The organism is Streptomyces nanhaiensis (genome assembly GCF_046614825.1).
Classification (GTDB): Bacteria; Actinomycetota; Actinomycetes; order Streptomycetales; family Streptomycetaceae; genus Streptomyces; species Streptomyces radiopugnans.
Genome location: NZ_JBKJFM010000227.1, coordinates 1 through 6,774 on the forward strand (window position 1 = coordinate 1; position 6,774 = coordinate 6,774).

6 protein-coding genes are annotated in these 6,774 nt (G+C 74.0%); 1 reads left to right on the plus strand and 5 read right to left on the minus strand.

Features of this window, described 5'->3' with window-relative positions; genetic code table 11:
* Positions 1-933: 933 nt before the first annotated feature.
* From ACLIYP_RS28550 to ACLIYP_RS28565, 4 genes are read right to left on the minus strand one after another with little or no spacing between them, the layout of a single operon-like run.
* Complete coding sequence (locus ACLIYP_RS28550) at positions 934-1,092, minus strand: DUF6760 family protein (protein WP_412715987.1); 159 nt, start codon at positions 1,090-1,092, stop codon at positions 934-936.
* Complete coding sequence (locus ACLIYP_RS28555) at positions 1,089-1,577, minus strand: hypothetical protein (RefSeq protein ID WP_412715988.1); 489 nt, start codon at positions 1,575-1,577, stop codon at positions 1,089-1,091. The genes ACLIYP_RS28550 and ACLIYP_RS28555 overlap by 4 nt, the downstream gene beginning before the upstream one ends.
* A complete protein-coding gene (locus ACLIYP_RS28560; protein WP_410534748.1) occupies positions 1,574-2,014 on the minus strand; it encodes a phage tail protein in 441 nt (146 codons plus the stop codon). Before ACLIYP_RS28560 ends, ACLIYP_RS28555 begins: the two co-directional genes overlap by 4 nt.
* Before the next feature lie 34 nt (positions 2,015-2,048).
* Entirely contained in the window at positions 2,049-3,605 is a 1,557-nt protein-coding gene (locus ACLIYP_RS28565) for a phage tail sheath family protein (protein WP_412715989.1), read from the minus strand.
* A gap of 326 nt (positions 3,606-3,931) precedes the next feature.
* Here ACLIYP_RS28565 and ACLIYP_RS28570 point away from each other — a divergent pair, with 326 nt between their 5' ends.
* Positions 3,932-5,770 carry an eCIS core domain-containing protein gene (locus ACLIYP_RS28570; RefSeq protein ID WP_412715990.1) on the plus strand — a complete coding sequence of 613 codons (1,839 nt, stop codon included), beginning with the start codon at positions 3,932-3,934 and terminating at the stop codon, positions 5,768-5,770.
* A 34-nt stretch (positions 5,771-5,804) separates the two neighbouring features.
* On the opposite strand, the gene ACLIYP_RS28575 is transcribed toward ACLIYP_RS28570, so the two are convergent.
* A partial coding sequence (locus ACLIYP_RS28575; RefSeq protein ID WP_412715991.1) for an ATP-binding protein occupies positions 5,805-6,774 on the minus strand: 970 nt, incomplete at its 5' end.

The window sequence follows — 6,774 nt, forward strand, 5'->3', positions numbered from 1 at the left end:
GGCCCCACGGGGCGGAGCCCGACCGCCGGGCCGGACGGCGCCCTTGACGCGGGCCCGCCGGGAGCGGGCCGGGCCGCGGATCCGTCGGCGAGCGCGCCCGGTACCACCGGCACACGTCGTACCGGCGGCATCCTTGGAACAGCCGACCGGTGTCCGGCGCCGGCGGGGGCCGGGGCCGGGCCGGTGCCCGGCCGCACGGCCCGTTGGAGGGGAAGGGAGGACGGGGAGGGCGTGGCGGGGGAGTCCGCGGACACCGGACCGCGGTTCCGAGGAGTGCCGCCCGGGCCGCCGGTGCCCTCGGTGCCGCCGCCGGGCCGCGCCGGCGCGGGCTCCCGCCCCGCGCCCGCGTGCGCCGCTCCGGAACCCGCTCCGGAATCCGCTCCGGAGCGGCCGCGGGAAGACCGCGCACCTGGGGAAGCCGAGCCGTACGGGGCCGGAGCACCCGGCGCCGCGCCGCCCGGGGGCACGGTGTCCGGGGCCGTGATGCCCGGCGTACCGTCCTGCGGGCCGTCCGCCTCCGGTGGACGCAGCGCCCGGAGCAGCAGCGGGCCCCCGCCGGTGTGTACGGGCCGCGGGGCGGCCGGAGCGGTGACGCCGTGCACCAGGCCGGCCGGGGCCGTGGGCAGCAGGGCGTGGCCCAGACCGGTGCCGAACGACGGGTTCCGCCAGGCGGCCAGGCCCGCGCGGAAGGCGAGTCCGTCGCTGACGCCGAGCGGGGCACGGGCCAGGGTGAGCTCCGGAGCCGCGGTGCGCTGCCACCCCCCGTCCCAGTCGCCGGGCACGGAGGCGCCCGGAACACCGGGCGCGCTCCTGTCCGGCCCCTGGCCGGGCCGGCCGTCCGCTCCGGCACCGGGCCGCTCCGTACGCCGCGGACGGTGCACCGGGCCCGGTCCGGCGGCCCGGCGGCGCAGCCTGTCCCGCCATGCCATGTACTCAACCGCCTTCGTTCACGCGGGTGTTGATGCGGGCGATCTCGGCCACCCACTGCCGGCGCTCACCGTGGGTCAGGCCGAGGATCTCCTCGCGCCGCCAGTGGAAGTGGTAGGCGATGTACGCGATCTCCTCCATGAGCCGGGGGAGGGCGTACGTCACGATTCCCCCAGGCGCCCACCCGAGAGGTCGACCTCGAAGCCGCCCTCGCAGTGGGGGCAGGTCACCGCCGCCCGGGTGTGGCCCTCGCTGTTGACGCGGCGGTAGAAGTCCTGCAGGAAGGCGACGTCGGTGGCGTACATCCGCTCCACGATCCCGGCGTGCACGTCGGTGACCGTGCCGATCCGGGTGATCACCTGGCTCAGCAGCACCACGCTCAGGTACGCGGGGTTCTCCTTGACCCGCAGGTCGATCTGGGGCCGCAGCTCGTCGCGGGCGGTGGCCAGGCGCATCGCGCCGTGGCGGTGCACCGTGCCCGCCTCGTCGACGTACCCGCGCGGCAGCTCGAACTCGAACTCGGTGCGCAGTCCGTGGTCCTCCCGGGGGGCCGGGGCGGGGGGCGCCGCCGCCTGCTCCGTCGCCGGGGCGGGCGCCGTCACCTGGAGGATCTCCTCCAGGTTGCCCGCCGTCACCGTACGGCGTCTCATTCGACGATGATCTCCTCGAACACGATCGTGACGGACTCGGTGGCCGGGGACGACTCGCCCGCCTTCAGCGACGGGCCCTCCCACCGGGAGGCCCAGCCCTGCATCAGCTGGATGCGGCGGACCGTGGTGCCCTCGGAGTCCTTGATCTCGATGGTGAGGTTCTGCCGTGCGGAGTTCACGGCGCCGTTGTTCAGGGTCTCCTTGATCCAGTTGGTGAACTCGCTGCTCTGGTCGAGCCCGCGGGTGATCGTGATCTCGCCCGCCTGGCGGGCGCCGGGCTGCTTGCGGATGATCTGCTTGCCCTCCGCGCTGACCTGCTTGACCTCGACCACCTCCTCCTCGACGGTCAGCCCGCTGATCTCCTGGACCGACTCGACCAGGTAGCCCCCGAGCTGCACGCCGAAGACATGGGTGGAAAGAGCGTCGCCCACTGCCATGACCGTTGGTCACCTTTCCTTGCGGACCCTGGGGTCACTCGTCGATGAGGCTGGTGCTGTCGGAGAACTGGGCCAGCCGGAACACCACGAACTCCGCGGGCTTGACCGGTGAGACGCCGATCTCGCAGACCACCCGGCCCTGGTCGATGGACTCCTGCGGGTTGTTGTCGCGGTCGCACCTGACGTAGAACGCCTCCTCGGCGGTGCGGCCGAACAGCGCGCCCCGGCGCCACTCCTCGGTGAGGAACGCGGTGACGTTGCGCCGGATGCTCGACCACAGCCGGTCGTCGTTCGGCTCGAAGACCACCCACTGGGTGCCCAGGAGGATCGACTCCTCCAGGTAGTTGAACAGACGGCGCACGTTCAGGTAGCGCCAGGCCGGGTCGGAGGAGAGGGTGCGGGCGCCCCACACCCTCACGCCCCGGCCGGGGAAGGCCCGTACGCAGTTCACACCGATCGGGTTCAGCAGGTCCTGCTCGCCCTTGCTGAGCCGGAACTCCAGGTCCACCGCGCCGCGGACCACCTCGTTGGCGGGCGCCTTGTGCACACCGCGCTCGGCGTCGCTGCGCGCCCACACGCCGGCGATGTGGCCGCTGGGCGGAACGGTGGTGTTGCGTCCGGTGGCCGGATCGAAGACCCGCACCCACGGGTAGTAGAGGGTGGCGTACCGGGAGTCGTAGCCCGCCTCGTCGTTGCGCCAGGAGCGCACCTGCTGGGCGGTCAGCCCGGGCGGGGTGTCCAGCACGGCCACCCGGTCGCCCATCTGCTCGCAGTGCGCGATCACGGCGAGCTGCACGGTGCGCACGCCCTCGGCGTCGATGTCGCCGCGCCGGTGTGCGCTCATCAGGTCCGGCACCGCGACCATGGTGATCTCGTCGATGGTCTCCAGGCCGCCGAACCCGGTACGGGCCGCGGCGTCGCCGACGTACTCGGACGCGTCGATGCGGGACACCTCGCCGGAGCCGGGCACGGCGGGCGCGTCCGGGGTGCCGGGCAGTGCCACGGTCTGGTTGGCGGGCCTGCTCTGGCCGGCGCCCCGCTGCTCGGTGACCTCGATCAGCTTGGAGGCGCGGGCCTGGCTGACCAGGTACCCCTTGACGTTCCTGCGGCTGGAGGCCTCGTACGTCTCCGCCACCTGGTCGCCCCGGCGGACCAGGACCTTGAAGCGGTCCTGCGGCGGATCCTCGCCGTCCGCGTCGGCGACCTCCACCGACACGCCCGAGACGCCCGGCCGGGCCGCGACCAGGAAGCCGCCGAGCTCCACCGGCTCCGCGGCCCCGCCCTCCCCCCGGCAGCCGCCGGCCGCGGGGGCGGAGGCGTCCTCGGCCGAGCCGCCGATCCGCACGACGTACGCGGCGCCGCCGCCGTTGGCGAAGTACCCGTGGACCGCGTGGGCCAGATAGGCGTCCTCGGTGAAGCCGCCGAAGATCTGGACGTACTGATCCCAGCCGGTGACCAGCGTCGGCGTGTGGAACGGGCCGCTGCGGGCGAACCCGACGAACGCGGCGACGGCGGTGCCGACCCCTTCGATCGGGCGGGCACCGGACTGCACCTCCTCCACATACACACCCGGGGTGAGGTACGTCGGCATGCTCGCTCCTTAGCGTCCTTGCGGGTCGGTCACCTGTGTCCAGGGCGAGTCTGCGCGGTGGGTCCGGCCCGGCGACAGGGACCGGCGGACCTGGCCGGGGGCAGGAGCGTTGCCTTCGAAGCTCCCCGCGCCGACCGTCCGGCCGTCGCCCACTCCTGCCCTCGCGCTGCCCGTGCGGGCATGGACGTCCGGCCCGCCCGCACGGTCCACTGGCGCGACAGCCCGGGTGACGCGGGTCCGCGGGACGCCCGACCGCCGGAGACGGACCGGTGAGCGCCCGCGCACGCACTGGCAGGACACTCCCGGATCACGGGAAGGAACGCTTCATGCGCGCACGAGACACCCGCAAGGCACCCGACGCGGACCGGCCGCGCCCTCCCGTGTCCCGCGCGGTGCCGACCACGGCGCCGGTCGGTGCCCGCCCCGCGCCGACCGCGGTCCGCGCCCTCCAGCGCAGCGTCGGCAACGCCGCCGTGACCCGCATGCTCCAGCGGGACGGGCACCGGCACGACGCGGACCACGGCCACGAGGAGCACGCCGAGCCGGTCCAGCGCTCCGCGGTCCGCGCGGTCCGCGACGTGCTCCGCTCCCGGGGGCGTCCGCTACCGGAAACGGTCGCGTCCGAGATGGAACACCGGCTGCGGGCACCCGAGGGCACCTTCCGGTCGGTGTCCGTCCACGATTCGCCGCGCGACATCGAGGTGTCCCGGTCCATCGGCGCGACCGCGTTCACCTCCGGGGACCACATCGTCGGAGACGTCTCCGAGCCGCGGGTCCTGGCGCACGAACTGCACCACGTCCGCCAGCAGCGGCGGGGGCCGGTGCCCGGCACCGACACGGGGGGCGGGCTGCGGATGTCCGACCCGGACGATCACGCCGAGCGGGAGGCGGAGGCGGTCTCGGCCGCGGCGATGGCCTCTCCGGCTCCGGTCCAGCGGGACGCGGAGCGGCCGGACCACGGGACTCGGAGCGGCGCCGCGGCCGGCGGGGGCGCCGCGATCCAGCGGAAGGTGGGGTTCGAGTTCGAGACCAACATGCTGGTACGGGCCGGCGGAGAGCCGGTGATCTCCAAGAACGAGAAGGTCTTCGAGGCCGCCTCGGGCGACTGGTACATCACCCCCGACGCCAGCGCGCTGGAGTTCGTGACGGTCCCCTTCGAGGAGGAGGGCGACGCCCCGGAGCGGCAGCGGATGGCCACGGCGGTCGGCGAGATGGCCGACGCGTTCGACGCGCTTCACACCTGGGCGAAGATGGCGGCCCTCATGGAGGGAGACACGAAGCTCGAGGATGTGCTGTCGGAGAGCGGCACGATCCACCAGCACGGCGGGAACGACGTGTACGTGCCCGGCGCGGACCGCGTGTACCCGCCCCTGGCGAAGCCGCAGGCGACCGGTGGTGTCGGCCTGGAGAGGATGCTCGCACTCTTCCAGTCGGTGGTGAGCCAGGAACTCCCGCTCAGGTCCCCGTCGAACCCGGAGGACGTGGACATCCTGGGTGAGGAGCCGGAGCCGCGCACCGACACGACCGCGCTCGGCGGCGCCAACTCCCGGCGGGACGCGGCGATCCTCACGGAGGCCCAGGGCTTCGCAGAGGAGTACACCGCGGGCCTGCGGACGGCGGGGACGCCGGAACTCAAGGGACTGCTGGCACTGGTGTTCTCGTACCTGCTGGCCGGCGCCCAGCAGTCCGGGCGACAGGATCAGGCGAAGTACTTCCTGCCGCTGATGAGCCGGATGAGCTTCTCCGCGATGTACGCCGCGCTGCCCGAGGAGGCCAGGACAGCCTTCGACCCGGGCCGCGTTCTCCAGGTGGCCGGTCTCGCGCCGGACGATCCCCTCTACAAGGAGGGCTTCAGCGACCGCGGCGCAGGCGACACCAGGACGTCCCACGGCCCGCAGCGCAGGAGGTGGCTGGAGAGCATCGCCTCCGGTGGCCCGGACCTGATGTCCGCGGGCGGCGGAACCGAGGTGACCGAGGGGATGAAGGCCAGCTCCCCTGCGATGGGCCAGCACCATCTGCTCGACCCCGGACACGCGCCCGGCGCGGCCGGGCTGGTGCAGATCGAACTTCGCCGCCTGCCCGGCCAGGTTCCCCCGAAGGAGTGGCTGCCGCTCGCGACCGCCCTCTTCGAGATGTTCCGGACGGTCCAGGGGACGTCCCTCTGACTCCCCGCCCCTCGGGGCGGGGGCGGCCCGTTCCTCAGGCGTCCGCAGCCTCCGCCAGCCACGGCCCGAACTCGCCCGCCAGGACCAGCCGTCCCAGCTTGCGGTACTCCTGCGCGACCGCCCTGACCACCTGCCGCATCGTCAGCGGCCCGCCGGCCTCCGCCGCGAGGTAGGCGGCCGTGACCGCGCAGGCCCGGATCGAGCCGCCGGCCATCTCGAAGCGGTCCGCGCAGAAGGCGAGGTCCAGATCTCCTGCCCGGGGCAGCCTCCCGCCCAGGCACCGCTCCCACAGGGCCAGGCGCTGCCCGGCGTCGGGGACGGGGAAGTCGGCCACCACGTCCAGGCGGCGGGTGAACGCCTCGTCCAGGTTGGCCCGCAGGTTGGTGGTGAGCACCGCGATCCCGTCGAAGGACTCCATGCGCTGGAGCAGGTAGGCCGACTCGATGTTGGCGTGCCGGTCGTGCGCGTCCCTCACCTCCGAGCGCTTGCCGAAGATCGCGTCGGCCTCGTCGAAGAGCAGCACCGCGTTGACCGCCGACGCCTCGGTGAAGATCCGCTCCAGGTTCTTCTCGGTCTCCCCGACGTACTTGTCGACGACCGTGGACAGGTCCACCACGTACAGGTCCATGCCCAGGTCCGCCGCGACGACCTCGGCGGACATGGTCTTGCCGGTGCCCGACTCGCCGGCGAACAGTGCGATCACACCGCGCCCCCGGCCGCCGCCGGGCCTCATCCCCCACTGCCCGAGCACCTGCTCGCGGTGGCGGGCGCGCAGCGCGAGTTCGCGCAGCCGCCGGTGGGTGGCCGGCGGGAGCACAAGGTCGTCCCAGCCGACGGCCGGTTCGATCCGGCGGGCGAGCCGTTCGAGTCCCGCGCCGTTCTGGGCGCGTACGGCGGCCCGCAGGTCGTCGGGGCCCACCGGGCGGCCCTCCAGCGCGGCGGTGCGGGTCGCCACGTCGGCGGCGCGGCGCAGCTGCCCGGAGTCCAGGCGGTGCGCGGCGACA

Bases quoted from the DNA above. Each gene is read 5' to 3' on its own strand.
- ACLIYP_RS28570 (WP_412715990.1), top strand. From the start codon at position 3,932: ATGCGCGCACGAGACACCCGCAAGGCACCCGACGCGGACCGGCCGCGC.
- ACLIYP_RS28560 (WP_410534748.1), bottom strand. From the start codon at position 2,014: ATGGCAGTGGGCGACGCTCTTTCCACCCATGTCTTCGGCGTGCAGCTC.
- ACLIYP_RS28565 (WP_412715989.1), bottom strand. From the start codon at position 3,605: ATGCCGACGTACCTCACCCCGGGTGTGTATGTGGAGGAGGTGCAGTCC.
- ACLIYP_RS28555 (WP_412715988.1), bottom strand. From the start codon at position 1,577: ATGAGACGCCGTACGGTGACGGCGGGCAACCTGGAGGAGATCCTCCAG.